The organism is Aeromonas sp. 95A, from assembly GCF_051919235.1.
GTDB lineage: Bacteria > Pseudomonadota > Gammaproteobacteria > Enterobacterales > Aeromonadaceae > Aeromonas > Aeromonas veronii.
On record NZ_JBQBFC010000001.1, the window covers coordinates 3,958,568 to 3,980,394 of the forward strand.

Genomic DNA, 21,827 nt, shown 5'->3' on the forward strand with positions numbered 1-21,827 from the left:
GTGAGAATGAAGATGAGCGAACAACAAACCACCCTCCATTATGTCTATGACCCGCTCTGTGGCTGGTGCTATGGTGCCGCCCCCCTGCTGCAGGCGGCAGCTACCATTGTCGGACTCAAGATCGAGCTGCATGCGGGCGGCCTCTGGCTGGGCAGTCGCCGTCAGCCGATGGGCGAGGCATTGCGTGATTATGTGCGCCCCCATGATCAACGGATTGAAGCGCTGACCGGCCAGCATTTTGGCGAACGCTACTTTAACGAACTGCTGCTGCGGGAAGGGTGTCTGCTGGACTCCGAGCTGCCGATCCGTGCGGTTTTGGCCGTCACGGCGTTGGGGGGCGATGGGCTGGTCATGTTGCACCGGATCCAGCAATCCCACTATCGGGACGGGATCTGGATTGGTGAGCCAGCGTTTCTAGCCACGCTGGCGGCAGAGCAGGGGATTTCAGCCGAGGCATTCCAGCAAGCTTATCTGCAGGCCCCCTTGCTGCAACATCTGGCAGATAGCCAGGGCTGGATGAAACGGCTAGGCGGTCAGGGTTATCCTACTTTGGGTATAGAGCGAGGGGGAAAACTCGAAAGAATAGAGGTCAACCAGTATCTGGGGGAGCCGGAGTTGCTGATCCCACGACTGTTGCGGGCAATAGAGTAAACCGTTAATAGTCTGCGGTAGTTAAAGTGGCCCTCTCTGCGTGTCGATAGCGATATATGGTGCTTATGCAAACTACAAAAGCACAGCCCTACGGCTATGCTCAATTACAAAAACATGAACACATAGCTCCTATCAAAACCGACATTAAACGATGACACGCAGTTAAGGATGAATCTATGCTCCAGAATATGTCCATAGGTCAGAAGTTGAGTACTGGCTTTGCGGTGCTGGCACTTTGCGTATGCCTGCTTGCCGGGTATGGCGTCTCACGACTGTCGTATCTCAATCAACAAAACACTGTATTGGCAGAGAACCTTATCCCTTCTGTTCGCTATGCAAGTCAGATGCATATCGCACTGCTTGATGCTCGGCGTTTCCAATTATCTATGGTGATCGCGATGGGCTACAACGACAGTGCGGATATTGAACGAACCCAACAAGGTGTGATGGATTCAAAGGCACGTTTTGAGCAGGCTGCGGCTAATTACGGCGGATTGGCTTTTAATGCTGCTGATGAAGAGCAAACCTTTAACGCGTTGAAGACTGCCGGAAATGCCTTTTTTACTGCGCATGACCCGCTATATCAGGCGGTGAAACAGAGTAGTGACAAGACAAGAGAGATTTTGCAAGGGAATCTCAGAACCACGCTGGAGCAGGCAACAAAATTAACGATGGATTTGCGTGAGATAAATGAGCGTATTGGCAAGGAGATGGATGCCCAAGGTGAAGAGGCATACACCAGCTCCAAATTCCTCAGTATCTTGACTGGCGCAGCGACTCTCATCTTCGTGGTGTTGATTGCATGGTATTTGAGTCAACAAATCAAACGACCCGTTAATCGCTTGCTGGAACTTGTTGGTAGCGTCGCGGCTGGTGATTTGACTCATCGTGTGGAGTTGAATGCGTTTAATCAGGATGAATTAGGACAACTGGCGAAAGGCTTTGCGCAGATGCAAGAAAACTTGCGCAAACTGGTTGGGGAGGTATCCGGTTCTGTTGTACAGATGAGCTCTGCGGTAGAGGAGATCAGTGCTGTAGCAAGGCAGTCAGCCAACAATATGAATGCTCAGCAACATGAGCTGAACCAGCTGGCGACGGCGATGAACGAGATGCAAGCCACGGTGCAGGAGGTCTCTCGCAATACCAGCGATGCGGCCAGTGCCGCCACCTCGGCCAGTGAGACGGCCGAACTTGGTGCGCAAACGGTGAATGACTCCATTCAACGTATTGAACGGGTCGCCGGTGCCATCGAGAGTACCGCGGTGGTGATCCGCCAACTGGGCGATGACAGTCGCAATATCGGCATGGTGCTGGAGGTGATCCGCGGCATTGCCGAACAGACCAACCTGCTGGCATTGAACGCCGCCATTGAAGCGGCCCGTGCCGGTGAGCAGGGACGGGGGTTTGCGGTGGTGGCCGATGAGGTGCGTACTCTGGCCAAGCGCACTCAGGACTCCACCTCCCAGATCAATACCATCATTGCCGAGTTGCAGCAGCGTGCCGAACAGGCGGGCAGTACCATGCAACAGAGTCAGGAGCTGATGAATACCACGGTTGCTACCGCGCGGGAAGCGGGCGAGTCTATCTCCCAGATCAGTGGCTCGGTCAGCAGCATCTCCCACATGAATATCCAGATTGCAACGGCCACCGAAGAGCAGGGGGCGGTGAGCGAGGAGCTCAACCGCAACGTGGTCAATATCAGCCATGCTTCCGAAGAGGTGGCCGCCGGTGCCACCCAGATGGCTCAGGCGTGCAACGAGCTGAACCATCTGGCTACCCAACTGCAAGATATGGTGCGCCGTTTCAGGGTGTAATCCCTCGGTGAGTCAAACAGCCCGATTACCACAAGGTGATCGGGCTTTTTCTGTTTTGGAAGGGCAGCCGGAGAGGTTCACCGCGAGCTGATGACTTGTCCCGCCGGACGATATTGTGCATGCTGATGGCCCATTTTCCAGGCAGGACTCTTGCTGTATGAATCTTCGTGATCTCGAATATCTGGTGGCGCTGGATGAGGAAAAACATTTTCGCAAAGCCGCTGAACGCTGCTTTGTCAGTCAACCCACCCTGAGCGGCCAGCTGCGCAAGCTGGAGGATGAACTCGGGGTCATTCTGATCGAACGTACCTCGCGCAAGGTGCTGTTTACTCCGGCTGGTGATGCCATGGCCCATCAGGCGCGTCGGGTGCTCAAGGAGGTGCGCGAGCTCAAGAGCATCGGTCAGCACTTCTCCGAGCCGATGTCTGGGGAGATCCATATCGGTTTTATTCCGACCGTGGGCCCCTACCTGTTGCCCCGCATTATTCAGACCCTGCGTGAGCGTTTTCCCCAGCTGGAGTTCTACCTCTATGAGGAGCAGACCCAAACCCTGCTCAAACGGCTGGAAGAGGGGGAGCTGGATTGCGTCATTCTGGCCGAGATGCCGGGGATGGAGGGGTTTGGTTCAATCCAGCTCTATCATGAGCCGATGTGGTTGGCGGTGCCTTGCCATCACCCCGAAGCACAGGCCAGACAGGTGCCGCTTGGCAATCTCAAGGGCAAGAAATTGCTGATGCTGGCCGATGGCCACTGTTTGCGGGATCAGGCGATGGGATTCTGTTTCGCCGGCGGGATAGGTGAGGATCAACGCTTCAAGGGGACCAGTCTCGAGACCCTGCGCAACATGGTGGCCGCCGGTAGCGGCATGACTTTGGTACCAAAGCTGGCCGTACCTGCCGATCATGATGAGGGAGGGGTGAGCTATCGGCCGGTGGTTGACCCTGTGCCGGGGCGTACCATCTCGCTGCTCTATCGCCACTACTCGGTGCGTCGCCCCTGTTTCAACGAGCTGGCCGCCTCGATCGCTACGCTGATGAGCAAGCAGTTGGCCCAATAAAAAACCGGCAGCCAAGGCTGCCGGTTTTGCTTCTGCCGCGAGAGCAGCTTAGAAGATATCGTCGGTTGAGACAGGCCCTTCCACATCGGGGTTGTCACCGCCGTAGACCTGATTGCCATCCGAGCTCGGTGCTGCGTAGCGGGTCGGCTCGGTCCCTTCCTTGAAGTATTCGTCGGTGCCGCCACTGGTTGCCAGCAGGCCGGTTTCGCTATCAATCTTCACCGTCATGATCCCTTCGGGAACCGGCATTTTGTGCTCCGGCAGCTTTTTGAGGGCGACTTTCATGAAGTCGATCCAGATAGGCTGCGCGGCGCCGCCACCAAACTCGGCACGGCCAAGGCCACGCTGGTGGTTGTCAAAACCGATCCAGGAGGTGGCAACGATGTCCGGGGTGTAGCCGGAGAACCAGGCATCCCGCGATTCGTTGGTTGTACCGGTTTTGCCTGAGATATCGTGACGTTTCAGGTCACGGGCTGCACGCCAGCCTGTACCACGCCAGCCGTTGCCACCCCAGATGGCTGTGCTCAGGGTGTCGGTGATCAAGAATGCACTCTGGGCACTGATGGTATGCGGTGCGATGATTGGCGCGAGAGGGGTCTGCGTGCCATCTTGTGCGGCTCCATCAACAGTTGGCTCCGGCAGTGTGCTCTGCTCGGGTGCTGCCTGCTGTTCGCAGGTGGTGCAAGCAATAGCAGGATTGGCCTGATAGAGGGTGTTCTCCAGACTGTCGGTCACTTTGTCGATGAAGTATGGGGTCACCAGGAAGCCACCGTTGGCCAGTACCGAGTAACCACGTACCACTTCGAGGGGGGTGAATTCGGCAGCGCCCAGCGCCAGCGACTCATGGGGAGAGATGAAGTCGCGGGGGAAGCCAAAGCGGGTCAGACCGTCGATATAGGTATCCAGACCGATGGCGCGCATCAGTCGAACCGACATCACGTTCTTGGACTTGGCCAGTCCCAGACGCAGCGGAGTGGGACCATCATAAACGGCCGGGGAGTTCTTGGGCTGCCACATGGGCCCTTTTGACGGATCCCACTGGTTGATCGGCGCATCGTTGATGAGCGACGCCAGGGTATAGCCGTGCTCCAGCGCGGTCGCATAGAGGAAAGGCTTGATATTTGAACCGATCTGGCGACGCGCCTGATCGACCCGGTTGAATTTGGATAGTTCGAAGCTGAAGCCGCCAACCACTGCTTCCAGCGCGCCATTTTTCGGGTTCATGGCAACCAGCGCGGCGTTGACGTCCGGGATTTGGGCCAGCAGCAACTCTTCGCCCTCTTCCCGCACCCAGATCTGGGCGCCGACTTTCAGCACATCGCGCGCCGATTTCGGGGCATAGCTCTGACGGTCGTCGGTAATAAAGGAGCGGGCCCATTTAATGCCGTTCCAGCCGAGCTCTGCTTCCTTGCCATTCTTCAGTACCAGCGTGGCGCTGCGATCACCGAGCTTGGTCACGACCGCCGCCATCAGCGGATCATAAGTGGGCTGCTTGCCAAGGTGAGCGACAATCTGCTCGTAATCCCAGGCTGTCTCGCCTGCCTTCCACAACTGATCCGTCGGGCCACGATAGCCGTGACGCATGTCATAGGCAAAGACGCCATCCAGCAGCGCCTGTCTTGCCGCCCGCTGACGTTCGGCAGAGACGGTAGTGTAGACGTGCAGGCCCATGGTGTAGGCATCTTCACCGAACTGCTCGACCATCTTCTGGCGCACCATTTCCCCCAGATAAGGGGCGTGCAGGGTCACTTCGGCGCCGTGAAAACGGGCCTTGATCGGCATTTTGGACGCTTCGTCAAACTGGGCCTGGGTGATCTTGCCAGTTTCCAGCATCCGGCCCAGTACCACGTTGCGGCGAGCAAAGGCCCGCTCGGGGGAGCGGATGGGGTTGAGCATGGAGGGGGCTTTCGGCAGACCGGCAATGATGGCGATCTCGTCCAGTCCCAGATCCTTGACCTCTTTACCAAAGTAAACCTGTGCCGCAGCACCGATCCCGAAGGAGCGATAACCGAGGGGGATCTTGTTGAGGTAGAGTTCGAGGATCTCATCTTTTGAGAGATTCTGCTCGATCCGCCAGGCAAGGAAGACCTCCTTGATCTTGCGGATGATGGTCTTCTCATTGCTCAGGAAGAAGTTGCGGGCAACCTGCTGGGTGATGGTACTGGCCCCCTGACGGGCATGGCCGGAAACAGCCCAGACGGAAGCGGCTCGAATGATACCTATCGGGTCAATGCCCGGGTGCTCATAGAAACGTGCATCTTCGGTCGCCAGTACGGCATCGATCATGGGTTGCGGAATTTCGTCCAGACGCAGCGGAATGCGACGAATTTCGCCATATTGGGCGATCAACTCCCCATCCCGGCTGTAAACCCGCATCGGGGTTGCCAGCTTGACGTCACGCAGTGCGGTGACATCGGGCAGTTGGGGTTTGATATAGAAGTAGATACCGATGAGGCTGGCAACACCCAGCACTGCACCCAGCATCATGACAATAAACAGGCGAACGAGCCATTTCAGCATGGAAGAACTACCAATCGTCTTAAAATTAGCCAACGGGCGCAGAGTATAGCCCTTTTGCCATTGGGAATTCGAGGTTTTCCTGTGGCGAGCCACCCACCTCAAAAGGATGCGAGAGGTTAGCACTACGGGGAGTAATAACCAAGGAGGGCCACTTGCCATGAAGAAAGCGAGATGGGTCACTTTTCGACATAAACTTTATGACATTGATAGTTAGAGCATTTAGGATGAGTGAAGCACTCCTCTGATCGGGTGTCCTACACTCTGTTCAGGAATAAAACCAAATAACGCATGGATGTGTATATGTTTGGGCTTTTTAACAAGGGATCCCTCCTCCCTCTGGTGGGCATTGATTTTGGCAGCCAGACCATCAAGGCCGTTACCCTCAGTGGCCGACCCGGCAAGCTTCATCTCGAATCTGTCGCCGATATCGCCACCCCGAAAGGGACGCTGGTTGACTATCAATTGCAGGATATCGAGCGCGTCAGCCAATCTCTCAAGACTCTCAAGCGCCTGATCCCAACTCACAGCGACTATGCCGCCACTGCGGTGACCGGCTCCAACGTGATAACCAAGGTGATCCAGATTGATGCCCGCCTCAGCGACAAGGAGCTGGAGAGTCAGGTGCAGCTGGAGGCCGAGCAGATCATTCCCTTCCCCCTCGATGAAGTGAGTCTCGATTTTGAGGTGCTGAGCACCAACAATAGCGAAGATCGTCAAGATGTGCTGCTGAGCGCAGCCCGCACCGAGAGTGTCAACGGCCGGGTCAGCGCCCTTGCCGAAGCCGGTATTGCCGTCAAGGTGGTGGATGTGGGCGCCCATGCGCTGGGCCGTGCCGTGGTGGCCTGCCTGCCCGAATTGCTGGAGAGTGAACGGCCCATCGGAGTGATCGACATTGGTGCCAGTGCCATGACCTTTGCGGCGCTGGTCAAGGGAGAGGTGATCTACTCCCGCTTGCAAAACTTCGGCGGCGATCAGTACAGCCAGGCGCTCTCCTCCTTTTATGGCATGACGCTCGATGAGGCAGAGCAGGCTAAAACCAAAGGTACCTTGCCAGTTGACCATGAGCTGGATGTGCTGATGCCCCACATCAACTCGCTGCTGCAGCAAGTGCGGCGCAATATCCAGCTGTTTTGCAGTTCATCCGGTTATCGCGACATCGCAAAACTGGTGCTGACGGGGGGAGGCAGTCTGCTACCCGGTTTGTTGGTACAGGTAAAAGAAGAGGTCAATTGCGAGGTGTTGCACCCGGATCTGTTCGCCCTGTTTGGCAAGCCGAAAGGGGAAGCCGAGCTGGTACATGGTGCTAAATATATGACGGCATTCGGGTTGGCTCTGAGGAGTTTCACACCATGTCAAATATAAACCTTCTGCCCTGGCGTGAAGCCCGGGCCCAGCGCCAAAAGAAACAGTTCGGGGCCTTGCTGGGGATTTTTGTGCTGGCCACGGTCGCGCTGGGATTTTTTGCCAACTGGCTCGTTGATCGCCAGATCGTCGCCCAGCAGCAGCGCAACCAGCGGCTGGTTCAGGAGATGACTATTCTCGATGCCCAGCTGGGGGAGATCCGTCTGCTCAAAGAGCGTCGCAAGGAACTGATCGATCGGATGCAGCTCATCGAGCAGTTGCAGATGCGACGCAATGTGCCCGTTCGCCTCTTTAATCAACTGCCTTCATTGGTACCCAACGGGGTTTACCTCAACACCCTTTCGATGCAGAACAATATTATTGATGTTAATGGCAAGACCGAAGCCTATGGTCGGGTGGCCAGCATGATGCGGCGGATTGATGGTTCCGGTTGGTTGGGGCAGGCAAAGATAAGCACTATTTTTGCGGCTGATGTTGCGCCAGTGTCATTGAGCCAGTTTTCCATGATGTTCCTGATCGCCAACAATGCTGCGGCTGCAGGGAATGTGGCCAAGGAGCAACAATGAATCTTCAGCAACTCAACGAGTTGGATATCAATGACATAGCAAGCTGGCCAAAATGGGCAAAAGGGGTCTTCATCTTTTTCTGCTGCGTGTTGACCGGTGGCGCCATCTACTACTACGTGATTGCCAACTCACTGACCAGTTTGACTCAGGAAGCGGGGAAGGAGACCGAACTGAAAGCCCAGTTTGAAAGCAAGGCGATGCTGGCTGCCAACCTGGGGGCATACAAGGCGCAAATGGTTCAGCTTGAGCAACTGGTTGATACCCAGCTCAAGCAGTTGCCCAATACCCATGAGGTCGCCGGTCTGCTGGACGATATCAGCTTTATTGCTACCGACAATGGCTTGAAATTGAACCGGATCAACTGGGAACCCGAGGTCAAGCACGAGTTTTCGACAGAGCTACCGATGCGTATCGAAGTCGTGGGCACTTACCATGAAATTGGCAAGTTTACCGCTGACATGGCTGCCTTGCCCCGTATCGTCATTCTTGACTCTTTCACTCTGGGTCAGAGCAAGGATGAAGGGGAGCTGATTTCGATGTCGATGCTGGCCAAGACCTACAAGTACAATGGTAAAACAGTGGAGCCGAAACAATGAGACGCATCTGCTGGTTGTTGTCTGCCCTCTTGCTGGCGGCCTGTGGTGGCCAGGAGGACATGGATAGCTATGTCGCCCAGACCAAAGCAAGGCCGCCCATACCTATCGAGCCCTTGCCCGAGCTGAAGCCTTTTGCCCCTATGCACTACCAGCAACGCGAGTTGCGCAGCCCCTTCATGGTTCCCCAGCCTGAGACGACGGTCGCAAGTACAAGCACTGCCAAGGCCCAGCCGGATTGTGCTCAGACCCTGATGGACCGTGAGAAAGAGGTGCTGGAAAATTATTCGCTGGCCAGTCTGTCGATGCATGGTTCTTTGGGTAAGGCGGGTCAGTTGTGGGCCTTGATCAGCACCCCGGATGGCAAATCGATGCGGGTCGGACTCAACCAGTATATGGGGCTTGATCAGGGTCGGGTCATCAAGATCACTGACACTGCCGTGGATTTGCTGGAAACCATTCCGGACGGGAAGGGGTGCTGGGTAACAAGAGAAACCCAGTTGGCAATGGCCAATGTGCAAGAAAAACAATAATCAGGGACGAACAGCAATGAGAACAACAATAGAGAGTGTATCCAAAGTGGCTTTGCTGTTTTGCGCCAGCGCCCTCAGTCAGGCGTGGGCAGTGGCAACCCTGCAGGAGATCAAGGTCAATCCACTGCTTGCCGATCAATTGCTGGTGGAGCTCAGTTTCAGTGAGCCGGTCACGGGCTTTACCGATCGTCTCTCTTACCAACCCAATCAGCTGTTGTTGCATGTTCCCGGTGCGGTAGGGGCGCTGAAAGTGAACCCGCTGCCGATCCAGCGCCTGGGGGTAGATAATATCAAGGTTGAGGGTAAGGGCGCAGGTCTGGATATCAAGATCGCACTCGATCAGCTGGCCCCCTATCAGGTTCAGCAACAGGGGAACAAATTACTGGTGTCATTGGGCGAGGGGGCCTCTTCCGGGCTCATCAATGGTGAGAGCGCGCTGATTGCACCCGCAACCTCGGCTACTCCTGTGCCAGCGCCCTCTTCGATGGCGGCCACACCCTCTCCTTCGGCACTGCTCAATCCTCAGGTCGTCGCCCGGTCGATGCCTGTTGCGCCCGTGACTACGCCGGTAGCCACACAGCCTGCCAGCAAGCCGGTGCTCAACAACTATCAAAGCAGTGGGGGCGGCGCCTATTTCAACACGGTTACCGGTGTGGATTTTCGTCGTGGTAAAGATGGCCAGGGGGAGTTTCTGGTCACGCTGGATAACAGCTCGGCCGCCGTCGATGTGAGCAGTCGCGGCCAGACCGTACTGGCCAAGTTTCATGGTACTCGGGTTCCGGATGGCTTGCTTAATCTGATCAATGTGCAGGATTTTGCAACGCCGGTCTCTCAGGTTGAAGTCTCCCGGCAGGGCAGCGATACCCTGTTTGAATTGTCGATCAATGGTCAGTTTGATTACCGTTACGATCAGGCAGACAAGCTCTTCATTATCGAGGTGAAAAAGCGGACGACGGCCACGGCATCCAAGCAGTATCAGGGAAAGCCCATCTCATTGAACTTTCAGGATATTCCAGTCCGTACCGTATTGCAGCTTATTGCCGATTTCAACAACCTTAACTTGGTAACCACAGATTCGGTAGCAGGCAATATTACCCTGCGTCTGGATGGGGTGCCGTGGGAGCAGGCGCTCGACATTATTTTGAAGGTGCGGGGTCTGGATAAGCGGTTGGATAACAACATCTTGCTGGTAGCGCCTGCAGAAGAGATCGCAACACGCGAGAAGCAACAGCTGGAGAGCCGAAATCAGGTCGCAGATTTGGCTCCGCTCTATACCGAATATCTGCAGATAAACTATGCCAAGGCCTCGGAAGTGGCTGCCCTGCTCTCTTCCGAAAGTACCAAGTTGCTGTCACCCCGTGGTGCGGTCAGCGTGGACGAGCGAACCAACGTGCTGGTGGTCAAGGATACCGCCGATGTCATCAGCAGCATCAAACGGATGCTCGATATTCTCGATATTCCGGTCAAGCAGGTGGTTATCGAGGCGCGGATGGTGACCATTGATGACGGTTTTGATGAAGCGCTCGGGGTGCGGTGGGGGGTGACCAAGAATGATGGTCATGGCAACAGTACTTCAGGCTCTATTGAAGGGAATGATGCATCGGGAAACGGCAATCTTGATAATAATGGCAACATCATTACCAATATGACTAGACCAGATGCTAGTAACCGTATGAACGTCAACCTGCCGGTGACCGGAGCGGCCGGAACCTTGGCATTCCAGGTCGCCAGATTAGCTAATGGCACCCTGCTGGATCTCGAGCTCTCTGCGCTGGAGCGTGAGAATAAGGCGGAAATTATCGCAAGTCCCCGGGTGACTACTGCCAACCAGAAACCGGCGCTGATCGAGCAGGGTACCGAGATCCCCTATGTAGAGTCCTCTTCCAGTGGCGCCACCTCGGTCACTTTCAAGAAGGCGGTACTGAGCCTGAAAGTCACGCCGCAGATCACCCCTGATAATCGGGTGATTCTCGATCTGACCGTCACTCAGGATACCAAGGGAGAGACTGTCGATACGCCTACTGGCCCGGCAGTATCCATTAATGCCCAATCCATCACCACTCAGGTGCTGGTCAATAATGGCGAGACCCTGGTGCTGGGTGGTATCTATCAGCAGACTATCAAGACGGATGTCACCAAGGTGCCGCTGTTGGGTGATATCCCCGGATTGGGGGCCTTGTTCCGCAAGACGGCCAATGAGAACAAAAAGCGGGAGTTGCTGATTTTCGTGACGCCCAAGATAGTCACCGACGCCTTCTGAATGCTTTACATGTGAGGGTAAAACACATATAACCTTACGCCCCAATGAGGCTGGGGCGTAAGGGCTGCGGTTGCCAGTCCCGATATCTATTGAGATAATCCCCCTCCTGATCCATCGCAAGATAAGGTTCATAGGTACCCCGATCCAGTATTCATCGGGGTCGTACAGTTTGTAATTACTAACGAAAAGACATGGCTGAGAAACGCAATATTTTCCTGATAGGTCCCATGGGTGCGGGCAAGAGCACCATAGGTAGACATCTGGCAGAACAACTGCATATGGAGTTTTTCGACTCAGATCATGAGATTGAGCGCCGCAGTGGTGCTGATATCGGCTGGGTGTTCGATGTTGAAGGCGAAGAAGGTTTCCGGATTCGCGAAGAGAAGGTGATCGGCGAATTGTCAGAGCAGCAGGGTATCGTGCTGGCGACGGGTGGCGGTGCCATCAAGAGTCGCGAAACCCGCAACAAGTTGTCTGCTCGTGGCATCGTGGTCTACCTCGAAACCACTATCGAAAAGCAGCTGGCGCGCACACAGCGAGACAAACGCCGCCCTCTGCTACAGACCGAAGAACCGGCACGCGAAGTGCTGGAACGTCTGGCACAAGAGCGCAATGCCCTGTATGAAGAGGTTGCCGACTTTGTTGTGCACACAGATGACCAGAGCGCAAAAATCGTTGCCAATCAAATTGTAAAGCTGATCGGTATGTAATCTAGAGGACGTCCATGGAACGGTTGAAGGTCGAACTGGGTGAACGCAGCTATCCCATCGAGATAGCTGCCGGGTTGTTGCAGCGCCCCGAGGTGCTGGTATCGACCATCAAGGGCAAGCGGGTGATGATAGTGACCAACACGGTTGTTGCTCCGCTTTATCTTGAACGGGTAACCGCTCTGCTGTCGGGTTTTCAGGTTGAACACCTGATCCTGCCTGACGGTGAGGCATACAAGAACCTGGCGACCTTTGAGCAGATCATGTCTGCTCTGCTTGAAACCAACCATGGGCGCGATACGACACTGATCGCTCTGGGGGGCGGCGTGATCGGGGATGTGGTGGGCTTTGCGGCAGCAAGCTATCAACGTGGCATTCCTTTTATCCAGATCCCGACCACCCTGCTCTCCCAGGTTGACTCCTCTGTTGGCGGTAAAACCGCTGTCAACCACCCCCTCGGCAAGAACATGATTGGGGCTTTTTATCAGCCCAAACAAGTTGTTATCGATACCGAATGTCTGAGTACCTTGCCCGCCCGCGAATTTGCCGCAGGGATGGCCGAGGTGATCAAGTACGGCATCATTTGGGATGCTGATTTCTTCAGCTGGCTGGAGCAGAACATGGTGCGTCTGCAACAGCTGGAACCTGCCGCGCTGGCCTACGCCATCAAACGCTGCTGCGAGATCAAAGCCGATGTGGTCGGTCAAGATGAGACCGAGCACGGCGTCCGTGCTCTGCTCAATCTGGGTCACACCTTTGGTCATGCCATCGAGGCTGAGCAGGGGTATGGCAACTGGCTGCACGGTGAAGCAGTATCCGCTGGCACCATGCTGGCTGCCTGGACTGCGCAGGCCCGTGGCGATATGAGCGAAGAGGACGTTGCGCGAGTGCGCGCTCTGCTGCTGGCCGCCAATCTGCCCATTCATGCGCCTGCCGAGATGGATTTCGCCGCCTTTATTCGCCATATGCGCCGTGACAAGAAGGTGCTGGAAGGCAAGCTGCGTCTGGTGTTGCCGGTTGGTATCGGCCATGCGCAGGTGGTGGGGGATGTGTCCGATGCCGAGTTGCTGGCGGTGATCGAGTCTGGTCGTGACGAATAAACTGCTAAAACTTCCTTCCCAGCGGCAGCTGGTTGACCGGCTGCTGCATCTGATTGAATTCAATCACCCTTTCATTTTTCTCTCCGGTAAACCCGGTTGTGGTCGCGGTACCCTGTGCGAATCCCTGCTCGGCGTGTTGCCGGAAAAAGTGCGGGTGGTGAGCCTGATTGGTACACCTGCCATGAAGATGGTGGATGTGCGCCAGCTGTTGCTGCCACAGGTGGTGGCGCGCCCGCTGTTCAATCCACAGGATGCGCTGGCGGAGAGCTTCTTTCGCATGCTGGAGGGGAGCAAGCCTGCCACCCTGCTGCTGCTGATAGAGCGGGCCGATCAGTTGCCAGCCGAATTGCTGGGAGAGTTGTGGGCGATCATCCGTCATAACGATACCCTAGCGGCGCCCCATCAGCTGGCCATTATCGTCTCGGGCAGTGACGTCTGGTGTCGTACCCAACGACCGCAGCTCAAAGGGCGTGCCATGCCAGCCCTTGAGCTGGAAGTGCCGCCACTGAGCCCGCCCGAGCAGCGCATCTTCTTGTATGAGAAAGCCAAAGAGCTCAAGATCCCGGCGACCCTCTTGCCCAAGCCGCAAGTGGAGGAGATCCTGAAAACGGCGAACGGACATCCGTCCACCATCATGCAGTTACTGGAGGATATCATGACCGACAGAAGGCCCAAGAAGCGTCAGGCGGAGTTGCCCGTCAAGAAGATTGCCACCGCTATCGCGCTGGTCGCTGGCGGCCTGCTGGCGTTGAGCTACCTGCTGCCAGCGCTGTTTGACAATGAAAGCAAACCGGCACTGCAGGATCCGGCGCAGAACACGGCATTGCCGATCCCGGTAACGGGAGGCGATCCCCTCACCGCTGGCGGTTCGAACACCGATGCCGCTGCACAAGGCGCGCAAAACAGCGATGCAGCCAGCAATCCAAACGGGGTTGTGAAAGATTGGCAGCCGGAGGCGAAAGTGCTGCCCAAATCGGTGGAGAGCGAAACTGTGACCACCGAATCAACCAATTACGAAGGGCGTCGGGTGGTGATCTCTGACGAGGTCGTGCAAAAGCTGATGACCGAACCCAAGGTGAGCGGTGCACTGCCTACTGACGTGGTGGACGAGCTGACCGGCAAGAACCCGAGTGGCACAGCTCCCAGTGGTGCAGTCGCAACCACGGCGCCAGCCAGTACCGCCAAGGCACTGAATCCGGCGACAACCGCAACGCCTGCGGCCACCACCAAAACAGCCAGTAACGAGCCGGTTGCCGCGCCAGCACCCAAAGTGGCCCTGACACCGGTCGCCACCTTGAACAAGAAGCCGCGCAACCACTACAGCGTTCAGCTGATGGGGGCGAGCAACACCAAGGCGGTGGATCAGTTTGTCGCCGAGCATGGTCTGGCGGGCAAGGTATGGGTCTATCAAACCAAATTCCGTGGCAGCCCCTGGTACGTTGTGCTGCAAGGGGATTATGCCGGTCTGACCCAGGCCAAGAGTGCCATTCGCAAGCTTCCGCCAGCCTTGCTGAAAGGCCAGCCCTGGCCCAAGTCGTTTGCACAGGTACAAAAAGAGCTGAAGCAATAGCCTTGATACCGGATAAGGGGGTAGAATCGTCCCCCTTTTTGGGTCTTGCCTTCTTACACACCGGATTTCCATGAAAAAAACACGCGCTTTTTTAAAATGGGCCGGGGGAAAATACTCCCTGGTTGAAGAGATTGCCGAGCGCCTGCCGGCCGGGCGTGTGTTGCTGGAGCCCTTCGTCGGGGCCGGGTCAGTGTTTCTCAACACCGACTACGACGCGTATGTGCTCAACGACATCAATCCGGATCTGATCTGCCTGTACAACCATCTCAAGCTGACGCCGGACAGTTTCATTGCCGAGGCGCGCAAGCTGTTTGTGGCAGAGCACAACCACAAGGCGGCCTATTACCGGCTGCGTACCCAGTTCAATCAGACCGAGACCACCTTCGAGCGGGCACTCTTGTTCCTGTTTCTCAACCGTCATGGTTTCAACGGACTGTGCCGCTACAACAAGAAGGGCGGCTTCAACGTGCCGTTCGGTTCTTACAAGAAACCCTATTTCCCGGAAAAAGAGCTGTGGGCCTTTGCCGAAAAGGCGCAGAAGGCGACCTTTATCTGCGAGAGCTACGCCGATGCCATCAAGCGTGCCGAAGAGGATTGGGTTATCTATTGTGATCCTCCTTATGCGCCGCTCTCCACTACGGCGAGCTTCACCACCTATGCCTCCGGCGGGTTTACTTTGGATGATCAGGCGATCCTGGCGCGACTGGCCCGTCACACAGCTGCTCACAAAGGGGTGCCAGTGCTGATCAGCAACCACGATATTGAGCTGACTCGTGAGCTTTATCGCGGTGCCCGCCTCGACGAGATCCTGGTCAAGCGCACCATCAGTCGCAACGGCGGCACCCGCAACAAGGTGGCCGAGTTGTTGGCGCTCTATCCCCCCGGAATCGAACCGGAGCAGGGCTACTATCCCAGCGACAGTGAACTGCTGCCACTGACGTAACAGACCATGCGGCGCCCAAGGGCGCCGTTTTTTATGGGCAAGTCCGCGCCCGTGCCGATGCCGCAAAACCCGGGTGGCTGGGGGAGGGGAGGTGATTGCCCCATTTACCCCGCATTCGAGTCGTTTTCGCCCGCCTTTTACGTTAAAATTGCGCCGCTTTTTCTCCCTGGCTGCCAATGGATGATGCTGATGAAAGACTTTCTGATTGCCCCCTCGATCCTCTCTGCCGATTTTGCCCGTCTGGGTGAAGATGTAGCCAAGGTACTGGCTGCCGGTGCCGACGTGGTTCACTTCGACGTGATGGACAACCACTATGTCCCCAACCTGACCATTGGCCCCATGGTCTGTCAGGCGCTGCGTGACTACGGTATCGAGGCCCCCATCGACGTGCACCTGATGGTCAAGCCGGTGGATCGCATCATTCCTGATTTTGCCAAGGCGGGTGCTTCCCTCATCACCTTCCATCCGGAAGCGTCCGATCACGTTGATCGCTCTTTGGGCCTCATCAAGGAGATGGGCTGCCAGGCGGGTCTGGTGCTGAATCCTGCTACCTCGCTCTCCTGCCTCGAGTATGTGATGGACAAGCTGGACGTGATCCTGCTGATGTCGGTCAACCCGGGCTTCGGTGGCCAGAGCTTCATCCCCGGAACCCTCGACAAGCTGCGTCAGGTGCGTCGTCTGATCGACGAGAGCGGCCGCGATATCCGCCTCGAGATCGATGGTGGGGTCAAGGTCGACAACATTCGCGAGATCGCCGAAGCGGGCGCCGACATGTTTGTCGCCGGCTCGGCCATTTTCAGCCAGCCTGACTACAAGGCGGTGATCGATAAGATGCGTGCGGAGCTGGCTCATGTCACACGCTGAGCGCGCTTTTGATTTGGTGCTGTTCGATCTGGACGGCACCCTGATTGACAGCGCCGCCCAGCTGGCGCTGGCGGTCAATCTGACGCTGACCGATCTGGGTCTGGAGCAAGCTGATGAAGCGGTGATCCGTACCTGGGTTGGCAACGGGGCCGACAAGCTGATCCAGCGGGCGCTCGCCTATCGCGAGGCCGATCCCGAGCTGTTTGCCAAGGCCAGACCGATCTTTTTCCAGCACTACAACGCTTGCCTGCTGCAAGGGCTGGCGATGTATGACGGGGTGGCCCAGAGTCTGCGTCGCTTGCAAAGCCTGGGCTACAAGCAGGCGATCGTCACCAACAAGCCGAGCGATTTCGTGGCCCCTATCCTAGATGCCCTCGGCATCAGCGATTGTTTCGAACTCTGGCTTGGTGGCAACTGCGTGCCGGTCAAGAAGCCGAGCCCGGAGCCCTTGCTGCACGCCTGCCAGGAGTTGGGGGTGAGCCCGGCTCGCACCCTGATGGTGGGCGACTCAGAAAATGACGTGCTGGCGGCCAAGGCGGCTGGCATGAAGGTGGTGGGTCTTACATACGGCTACAACTATGGCCGCCCCATCGCCGACTCCCATCCAGACTGGGTATTCGAGCAGTTTGCCCAGCTCGATGCACTTTTGGTCTAATAGCGCAGCTGGGCTGGCTGAATAACAAGGATTAACACTCTCATGACTAAACCAATCGTATTGAGCGGAGCACAACCCTCCGGTCAACTGACCATCGGCAACTACATGGGGGCCCTGCGTCAGTGGGTCAACATGCAGGATGAGTTCGACTGCCTCTACTGCATCGTCGACCTGCACGCCATCACCACTCGTCAGGATCCGGCTGCCCTGCGCAAGGCTTGTCTGGACGCAGCCGCCCTCTATCTGGCGGTTGGTATCGATCCCAAGAAGAGCACCGTTTTCATCCAGTCTCACGTGCCGCAGCACGCCGAGCTGGGCTGGATCCTCAACTGCTACACCCAGATGGGTGAGCTGTCGCGCATGACCCAGTTCAAGGACAAGTCCGCCCGTTTCGAGAACAACGTCAACGTCGGCCTGTTCGGTTATCCGGTGCTGATGGCGGCCGACATCCTGCTCTATCAGGCCAATCAGGTGCCGGTCGGCAACGACCAGAAGCAGCATCTGGAGCTGACCCGCGACATCTGCACCCGTTTCAACAACCTCTATGGTGAGGTATTCACCATGCCGGAGCCCTTCATTCCGACCGAAGGGGCGCGGGTGATGAGCCTGCAGGATCCGACCAAGAAGATGTCCAAGTCGGATGACAACGAGGCCAACTTCATCGGCCTGCTGGAAGATCCCAAGCAGATCGTCAAGAAGATCAAGCGTGCGGTGACCGACTCCGACGAGCCGGCGGTGGTGCGTTTCGACCCGGAAAACAAACCGGGTGTCTCCAACCTGCTGACCCTGATGTCCGGGGTGACGGGTCGCTCCATCCCCGAGCTGGAGCAGCACTTCGAAGGCAAGATGTACGGTCACCTCAAGACCGAAACCGCCGAAGCCGTGGTTGCGCTGCTGGAACCGATCCAGGCCCGTTTCCACGAGTTGCGTCAGGATGAGGCCCATCTGATCGCGATTCTGGCAGAAGGAGCACAAAAGGCGCGCGAAAGAGCTGAAAAAACCCTGACCAGCGTATATGATGTAGTCGGCTTCGTTCCTCGAGCCTGACATACTGGGAAGGTGTAGTAGAAGAGAGCTGGGTATTTGCCTGGCTTTCTTTATTTTCTGCCTAGCTATTTTGTTTAATTTCTTTATTTCAACCTGGGTAATATCCCCAAGAGAAAGCATGCCTGTTCAACCAACTATTTCTGCTGAAGAGCTGAGTGACAAAGGTCACTGGCTACGTAAATTTCGCAAGGCGAAAAACCTCAATACCCTGCAGTTGATGGTCTCCAATGCCATCGACAAGCACCATAAAACCCCTGCCGTTGCTGCCGCCATCTATCTGGCCGAGTGTCAGCGTGAACGGGAAATGGAACAGGGTCGTTATCTCGATCGTTAATTTTCCGCTGTTGGTTATCTCATGCTGTTGTTGATCGATAACTACGACTCTTTTACCTGGAACCTGGTGCAATATTTCGGCGCCCTGGGGCAAGAGGTTGTGGTCAAGCGCAATGATGAACTGACGCTCGATGCCATAGCGCAGCTCTCCCCCCGTTTTCTGGTGATCTCTCCCGGTCCCTGTACGCCCAATGAGGCGGGGCTCTCTCTCGACGCTATCAGCCACTTCGCTGGCAAGCTGCCCATTCTCGGCGTCTGTCTCGGTCATCAGTCGCTGGCGCAGGCCTTCGGCGCCCGCGTAGTGCGTGCCCGTCAGGTAATGCACGGCAAAACCTCGCTCATCCGCCATTGCAATGAGGGGGTGTTCAAGGGGCTCAACAACCCGCTGCGGGTGACCCGTTACCACTCGCTGGTGGTGGAGCGCGACACGCTGCCCGACTGCTTCGAGATCACCGCCTGGAGCGAGCATGCCGATGGTTCGTTTGACGAGATCATGGGGCTGCGCCACAAGACGCTCCCCATCGAGGGTGTTCAGTTCCATCCGGAGAGTATTTTGAGCGAGCAGGGCCATCAGTTGCTGGCCAACTTTCTGGCGCGTTCATAAAAAGTTGTGATCGCCTTCTCAAGTTCGAGAGAAGGCAAAAAAAATTTCCCTGACACTTTATTCACCCCCTCTCCTGCCCAAATTATCTCTTGCCAAGCCCCCCTGAGTCGTTATGCAATGCGGTTGCCTAAAATCTCAAGAGCAATCGAACATTGTTCCTTATAGGCCGTCTTGTTACAGACTTTTTACTTTATTTCTGTGATAATCCCGTCACGTTTACACGGATTTAACTTTTGGGCGGTGGATTATTCTGTCGCCGAATCGAAGGAGAGCTATATGTCAGAGTTGTTGGCAGTGACACGTGAAGTGTTTGATGAAGTGATGGTTCCCAACTATGCGCCCGCCAAGATCATCCCGGTGCGTGGTGAAGGGTCACGTGTCTGGGATCAGGAAGGGCGCGAGTATGTCGACTTCGCCGGTGGCATCGCCGTCAACGGTTTGGGTCACTGTCATCCCAAGCTGGTCGAGGCCCTGAAAACCCAGGGCGAGAAGCTGTGGCACCTCTCCAACGTCATGACCAACGAGCCGGCCCTGCGTCTGGCCAGGAAGCTGGTCGCCGCCACCTTCGCCGACAAGGTCTACTTCTGCAACTCCGGCGCCGAAGCGAACGAAGCCGCTCTCAAGCTGGCTCGCCGCTACGCCATCGAGAAGTTTGGCGAGCAGAAGACCCAGATCATCGCCTTCAATCAGGGTTTCCACGGTCGTACCTTCTTTACCGTCAGCGTCGGTGGCCAGGCAGCCTACTCCGATGGCTTCGGTCCCAAGCCCGGTGACATTACCCACGTACCCTACAACGATCTGGCGGCGCTGGCCGAGGTGATCTCCGACAACACCTGCGCCGTGGTGATGGAGCCGCTGCAAGGGGAGGGGGGCATCATTCGTCCTACCGACGAGTTTGCCAAAGGGGTGCGCGAGCTGTGCGACAAACACAATGCCCTGCTGGTGTATGACGAAGTGCAGTCAGGGGTCGGCCGGACCGGTGATCTCTATGCCTATATGGGGCTGGGCGTCACGCCGGACATCCTCACCAGCGCCAAGGCGCTGGGGGGCGGTTTCCCCATCGGCGCCATGCTGACAACCAACGAAATCGCCTCTTACCTGAAAGTGGGCACTCACGGCTCTACTTACGGCGGCAACCCGCTGGCCTGTGCGGTCGCCGAGGTGGTGATCGATGTGATCAATACTCCGGAGGTGCTGGCTGGCATCAAGCAGCGCGAACAGCTGTTCCGCGATGGTCTTGAAGCAATCAACGCCAAATACCACTGCTTTAGCGAGATCCGCGGCAAGGGTCTGCTGCTGGGCGCGGCCCTGAGCGATGCCTACAAGGGGCGTTCCCGCGACTTCCTGCTGGCCTCCATCGATCAGGGGCTGATGGCACTGGTGGCTGGTACCAACGTGGTTCGTTTTGCCCCTTCACTGGTGATCCCGGAAGCGGACATCAAGGAAGGGTTGGCCCGCTTCGAGAAGGCGGTTGCCCAGGTGGTTAACGCCTGATTCCAAATTGAGGTGGGGAGCTCTCCCGGCAGGAGCCGGGACCCCACCTGTCGTCAATGAAAGGGAGTTGTCATTTATGTTGGTTATCCGTCCCATCGAGCAAAAAGATTTTGCCGGGCTCAAGACCTGCGCCATCGAGTCCGGTACCGGCATGACCTCGTTGCCCGTCAACGATGAGCTGCTGCAGCGCAAGATTGATGCCTCTACCCAGACTTTTTCCGACAAGCCCGCCGGCAAGGGGGACTGCCTCTACTTCTTTGTGGCCGAGGATCTGGAGACCGGCGAGATGGTCGGCACCTGTGCCATCGATGCTGCGGTTGGCCTCTCCCAGCCGTTTTACAACTACCACATCGGCAAGGTGGTGCACTCTTCTCCCAAGCTTGGCATCTACAACGTCGTTGAAACCCTGACCCTCTCCAACGACTACACCGGCAACTCCGAGCTCTGCACCCTGTTTTTGCGCGAATGTGCCCGCGAGGGGCTCAACGGCCGCCTGCTCTCCAAGCACCGCTTTCTGTTTATGGCCGAGCACCCCGAGCTGTTTGACGAGACCGTCTTCGCCGAGATGCGCGGCGTCTCCGATGCCAACGGCCACAGTCCCTTCTACGAGTGGCTGCAAACCCACTTCTTCTCGATGGATTTTCCCACCGTCGACTATCTGACCGGCATCGGCAAGAAGCGCTTTATCGCCGAGTTGATGCCCAAGTACCCCATCTACGTTAATTTGCTGAGCAAAGAGGCGCGGGCCGTTATCGGCCAGACCCACGAGAAGACCCGCCCGGCCATCAAGATGCTGCAGGACGAGGGCTTTGTGAACCGTGGCTACGTCGATATTTTCGATGCGGGCCCCACCGTCGAGTGCGACGTGAAGAATATCCGCAGCGTGCGCCGCAGCAAGAAGCTGCGGGTGCTGGTGGGCGAGCCCATCGGTGGCAAGACCCACCTTATCTGCAACAGCCGTTTCGAGCATTACCGCGCCTGCTACGGCAATATCCGGGTCGATCTCGACAAGCATGAAGCCATTATCCCGCCCAAGATGGCGGCGGCACTCAAGGTGCAGGATGGCGACATGGTGCGGGTGGTTGACCTCGACTGAGGCAAACAGGACAAGCAAACCGATTATCAGACAGGCAGCCGAGGCTGCCTGCCAGCGA

The 21,827-nt window shown here is 56.7% G+C and carries 20 protein-coding genes; 19 read left to right on the forward strand and 1 reads right to left on the reverse strand.

Annotated elements, in window-relative coordinates:
* Positions 1-6 precede the first annotated feature (6 nt).
* The 3 genes from ACTG2U_RS18125 (at position 7) to oxyR (ending at position 3,522) form a co-directional block, all read left to right on the forward strand.
* Positions 7-651 carry a DsbA family protein gene (locus tag ACTG2U_RS18125; protein WP_439974884.1) on the forward strand — a complete coding sequence of 215 codons (645 nt, stop codon included), beginning with the start codon at positions 7-9 and terminating at the stop codon, positions 649-651.
* 176 nt (positions 652-827) lie between these two features.
* The gene (locus ACTG2U_RS18130; protein ID WP_021229786.1) at positions 828-2,465 is read left to right on the forward strand and encodes a methyl-accepting chemotaxis protein; all 1,638 of its coding nucleotides are present in this window, start codon (positions 828-830) and stop codon (positions 2,463-2,465) included.
* Between the two features lie 157 nt (positions 2,466-2,622).
* Complete coding sequence (oxyR, locus tag ACTG2U_RS18135) at positions 2,623-3,522, forward strand: DNA-binding transcriptional regulator OxyR (protein ID WP_005354003.1); 900 nt, start codon at positions 2,623-2,625, stop codon at positions 3,520-3,522.
* Positions 3,523-3,570: 48 nt separating this feature from the next.
* On the opposite strand, the gene ACTG2U_RS18140 is transcribed toward oxyR, so the two are convergent.
* Positions 3,571-6,042, reverse strand: a complete 2,472-nt coding sequence (locus tag ACTG2U_RS18140; RefSeq protein ID WP_213389591.1) for a penicillin-binding protein 1A — start codon at positions 6,040-6,042, stop codon at positions 3,571-3,573.
* Between the two features lie 300 nt (positions 6,043-6,342).
* On the opposite strand from ACTG2U_RS18140, the gene tapM reads away from it, so the two are divergent.
* From tapM to astA, 16 genes are all read left to right on the forward strand, one after another.
* Complete coding sequence (gene tapM, locus ACTG2U_RS18145) at positions 6,343-7,404, forward strand: PilM family type IVa pilus assembly protein TapM (RefSeq protein WP_162516418.1); 1,062 nt, start codon at positions 6,343-6,345, stop codon at positions 7,402-7,404.
* Positions 7,392-7,970 carry a PilN family type IV pilus biogenesis protein TapN gene (tapN, locus tag ACTG2U_RS18150; RefSeq protein ID WP_005353997.1) on the forward strand — a complete coding sequence of 193 codons (579 nt, stop codon included), beginning with the start codon at positions 7,392-7,394 and terminating at the stop codon, positions 7,968-7,970. Before tapM ends, tapN begins: the two co-directional genes overlap by 13 nt.
* Complete coding sequence (gene tapO / locus ACTG2U_RS18155; RefSeq protein ID WP_019446350.1) at positions 7,967-8,566, forward strand: PilO family type IV pilus biogenesis protein TapO; 600 nt, start codon at positions 7,967-7,969, stop codon at positions 8,564-8,566. Before tapN ends, tapO begins: the two co-directional genes overlap by 4 nt.
* Positions 8,563-9,096: a pilus assembly protein PilP gene (locus ACTG2U_RS18160; protein ID WP_439974885.1), complete on the forward strand. Its 534-nt coding sequence runs from the start codon at positions 8,563-8,565 to the stop codon at positions 9,094-9,096. The genes tapO and ACTG2U_RS18160 overlap by 4 nt, the downstream gene beginning before the upstream one ends.
* Positions 9,097-9,112: 16 nt before the next feature.
* Entirely contained in the window at positions 9,113-11,356 is a 2,244-nt protein-coding gene (gene pilQ / locus ACTG2U_RS18165) for a type IV pilus secretin PilQ (protein WP_439974886.1), read from the forward strand.
* 191 nt (positions 11,357-11,547) lie between these two features.
* Positions 11,548-12,066 carry a shikimate kinase AroK gene (aroK, locus tag ACTG2U_RS18170; protein ID WP_005335014.1) on the forward strand — a complete coding sequence of 173 codons (519 nt, stop codon included), beginning with the start codon at positions 11,548-11,550 and terminating at the stop codon, positions 12,064-12,066.
* Positions 12,067-12,080: 14 nt separating this feature from the next.
* Positions 12,081-13,163: a 3-dehydroquinate synthase gene (gene aroB, locus ACTG2U_RS18175; RefSeq protein ID WP_421327600.1), complete on the forward strand. Its 1,083-nt coding sequence runs from the start codon at positions 12,081-12,083 to the stop codon at positions 13,161-13,163.
* Complete coding sequence (locus ACTG2U_RS18180; protein WP_439974887.1) at positions 13,153-14,733, forward strand: SPOR domain-containing protein; 1,581 nt, start codon at positions 13,153-13,155, stop codon at positions 14,731-14,733. The genes aroB and ACTG2U_RS18180 overlap by 11 nt, the downstream gene beginning before the upstream one ends.
* 70 nt (positions 14,734-14,803) lie before the next feature.
* Positions 14,804-15,676 carry a Dam family site-specific DNA-(adenine-N6)-methyltransferase gene (locus ACTG2U_RS18185; RefSeq protein ID WP_005335008.1) on the forward strand — a complete coding sequence of 291 codons (873 nt, stop codon included), beginning with the start codon at positions 14,804-14,806 and terminating at the stop codon, positions 15,674-15,676.
* Positions 15,677-15,865: 189 nt separating this feature from the next.
* On the forward strand, positions 15,866-16,540 hold the full coding sequence (gene rpe / locus ACTG2U_RS18190) for a ribulose-phosphate 3-epimerase (RefSeq protein ID WP_110302575.1): 675 nt from the start codon (positions 15,866-15,868) through the stop codon (positions 16,538-16,540).
* Entirely contained in the window at positions 16,527-17,195 is a 669-nt protein-coding gene (locus ACTG2U_RS18195; protein WP_058059216.1) for a phosphoglycolate phosphatase, read from the forward strand. Before rpe ends, ACTG2U_RS18195 begins: the two co-directional genes overlap by 14 nt.
* Positions 17,196-17,237: 42 nt before the next feature.
* Positions 17,238-18,242: a tryptophan--tRNA ligase gene (trpS, locus tag ACTG2U_RS18200; protein WP_005362251.1), complete on the forward strand. Its 1,005-nt coding sequence runs from the start codon at positions 17,238-17,240 to the stop codon at positions 18,240-18,242.
* A gap of 118 nt (positions 18,243-18,360) precedes the next feature.
* Positions 18,361-18,576 carry a hypothetical protein gene (locus tag ACTG2U_RS18205; RefSeq protein ID WP_005334997.1) on the forward strand — a complete coding sequence of 72 codons (216 nt, stop codon included), beginning with the start codon at positions 18,361-18,363 and terminating at the stop codon, positions 18,574-18,576.
* Positions 18,577-18,597: 21 nt separating this feature from the next.
* A complete protein-coding gene (locus ACTG2U_RS18210) occupies positions 18,598-19,179 on the forward strand; it encodes an aminodeoxychorismate synthase component II (RefSeq protein WP_439974888.1) in 582 nt (193 codons plus the stop codon).
* A 276-nt stretch (positions 19,180-19,455) separates the two neighbouring features.
* Complete coding sequence (locus ACTG2U_RS18215; RefSeq protein ID WP_439974889.1) at positions 19,456-20,673, forward strand: aspartate aminotransferase family protein; 1,218 nt, start codon at positions 19,456-19,458, stop codon at positions 20,671-20,673.
* A gap of 76 nt (positions 20,674-20,749) precedes the next feature.
* Positions 20,750-21,769: an arginine N-succinyltransferase gene (gene astA, locus ACTG2U_RS18220; RefSeq protein WP_005334994.1), complete on the forward strand. Its 1,020-nt coding sequence runs from the start codon at positions 20,750-20,752 to the stop codon at positions 21,767-21,769.
* Positions 21,770-21,827: the final 58 nt, after the last annotated feature.

Bases quoted from the DNA above. Each gene is read 5' to 3' on its own strand.
- ACTG2U_RS18205 (WP_005334997.1), top strand. From the start codon at position 18,361: ATGCCTGTTCAACCAACTATTTCTGCTGAAGAGCTGAGTGACAAAGGT.
- aroB (WP_421327600.1), top strand. From the start codon at position 12,081: ATGGAACGGTTGAAGGTCGAACTGGGTGAACGCAGCTATCCCATCGAG.
- tapN (WP_005353997.1), top strand. From the start codon at position 7,392: ATGTCAAATATAAACCTTCTGCCCTGGCGTGAAGCCCGGGCCCAGCGC.
- rpe (WP_110302575.1), top strand. From the start codon at position 15,866: ATGAAAGACTTTCTGATTGCCCCCTCGATCCTCTCTGCCGATTTTGCC.
- aroK (WP_005335014.1), top strand. From the start codon at position 11,548: ATGGCTGAGAAACGCAATATTTTCCTGATAGGTCCCATGGGTGCGGGC.
- pilQ (WP_439974886.1), top strand. From the start codon at position 9,113: ATGAGAACAACAATAGAGAGTGTATCCAAAGTGGCTTTGCTGTTTTGC.
- ACTG2U_RS18210 (WP_439974888.1), top strand. From the start codon at position 18,598: ATGCTGTTGTTGATCGATAACTACGACTCTTTTACCTGGAACCTGGTG.
- astA (WP_005334994.1), top strand. From the start codon at position 20,750: ATGTTGGTTATCCGTCCCATCGAGCAAAAAGATTTTGCCGGGCTCAAG.
- ACTG2U_RS18140 (WP_213389591.1), bottom strand. From the start codon at position 6,042: ATGCTGAAATGGCTCGTTCGCCTGTTTATTGTCATGATGCTGGGTGCA.
- ACTG2U_RS18160 (WP_439974885.1), top strand. From the start codon at position 8,563: ATGAGACGCATCTGCTGGTTGTTGTCTGCCCTCTTGCTGGCGGCCTGT.
- tapO (WP_019446350.1), top strand. From the start codon at position 7,967: ATGAATCTTCAGCAACTCAACGAGTTGGATATCAATGACATAGCAAGC.
- ACTG2U_RS18185 (WP_005335008.1), top strand. From the start codon at position 14,804: ATGAAAAAAACACGCGCTTTTTTAAAATGGGCCGGGGGAAAATACTCC.
- oxyR (WP_005354003.1), top strand. From the start codon at position 2,623: ATGAATCTTCGTGATCTCGAATATCTGGTGGCGCTGGATGAGGAAAAA.
- ACTG2U_RS18195 (WP_058059216.1), top strand. From the start codon at position 16,527: ATGTCACACGCTGAGCGCGCTTTTGATTTGGTGCTGTTCGATCTGGAC.
- trpS (WP_005362251.1), top strand. From the start codon at position 17,238: ATGACTAAACCAATCGTATTGAGCGGAGCACAACCCTCCGGTCAACTG.
- tapM (WP_162516418.1), top strand. From the start codon at position 6,343: ATGTTTGGGCTTTTTAACAAGGGATCCCTCCTCCCTCTGGTGGGCATT.
- ACTG2U_RS18215 (WP_439974889.1), top strand. From the start codon at position 19,456: ATGTCAGAGTTGTTGGCAGTGACACGTGAAGTGTTTGATGAAGTGATG.
- ACTG2U_RS18125 (WP_439974884.1), top strand. From the start codon at position 7: ATGAAGATGAGCGAACAACAAACCACCCTCCATTATGTCTATGACCCG.
- ACTG2U_RS18130 (WP_021229786.1), top strand. From the start codon at position 828: ATGCTCCAGAATATGTCCATAGGTCAGAAGTTGAGTACTGGCTTTGCG.